Consider the following 656-nt stretch of genomic DNA (forward strand, 5'->3'; position numbering starts at 1 on the left):
AAAGCCGCGAAAGCGCCAGCCAGTTCACCACCAAATCCGAAACCTCCACCGCCAAAAAACCGCTTCTACGCGATCAACCGCCTTGCTTCTACACATCCTGCCAATGTTCATACGGACGCATTGCAAGGCCGGCGGCTAATCTTGGGCCTTTGCCATGGAGGCTCGGATGTCCCGCTACTGTAACGAAGACCTGCGCAAAGGCCGTTTCTCGGAGCACGGTCGTATCTACCTGATCACGACAGTGGTCAAGGACCGCGAGGCTGTTTTTGACGATTATGAACTGGGGCGTTTGGTCGTAGCCGAGCTGCGGAACGCAGAACGTTGGGGCCAGGCACATTCGCTGGCGTGGGTGGTAATGCCGAACCACCTCCACTGGTTGTTTGAACTGCATCGCGGGGAGCTTCCTGACTTGATGCGCCAGGTCAAATGCCGCTCCAGCAGAGCGGTTAATCGCAGAGCCGGACGCGAGGGTAGCCTGTGGCAGGCCGGCTATCATGATCGCGCATTGCGCGCAGACGAAAATGTTCAGGCCGCCGCGCGTTACATCGTGGCCAACCCTTTGAGGGCTGGTTTAGTCGAGGGGATTGGAGATTACCCGTTGTGGGACGCTGTATGGCTTTGATCATGCGTCGCCAAGGATGGCCTCTTCGCGGCTG

Annotated in this window: 1 protein-coding gene; it reads left to right on the top strand. The window is 58.2% G+C overall.

What is annotated here, in order from left to right; translation table 11 throughout:
- Positions 1 to 166: 166 nt before the first annotated feature.
- Positions 167 to 622, top strand: coding sequence for an REP-associated tyrosine transposase (locus tag B3397_RS09595; RefSeq protein ID WP_296249402.1), 456 nt, complete (start codon positions 167 to 169; stop codon positions 620 to 622).
- The last annotated feature ends 34 nt before the right edge of the window (positions 623 to 656 follow it).

This window comes from Pseudomonas sp. UBA4194 (assembly GCF_002379585.1).
Lineage (GTDB): Bacteria > Pseudomonadota > Gammaproteobacteria > Pseudomonadales > Pseudomonadaceae > Aquipseudomonas.

Coding starts and splice junctions, on each gene's coding strand:
- B3397_RS09595 (WP_296249402.1), top strand. CDS start 167: ATGTCCCGCTACTGTAACGAAGACCTGCGCAAAGGCCGTTTCTCGGAG.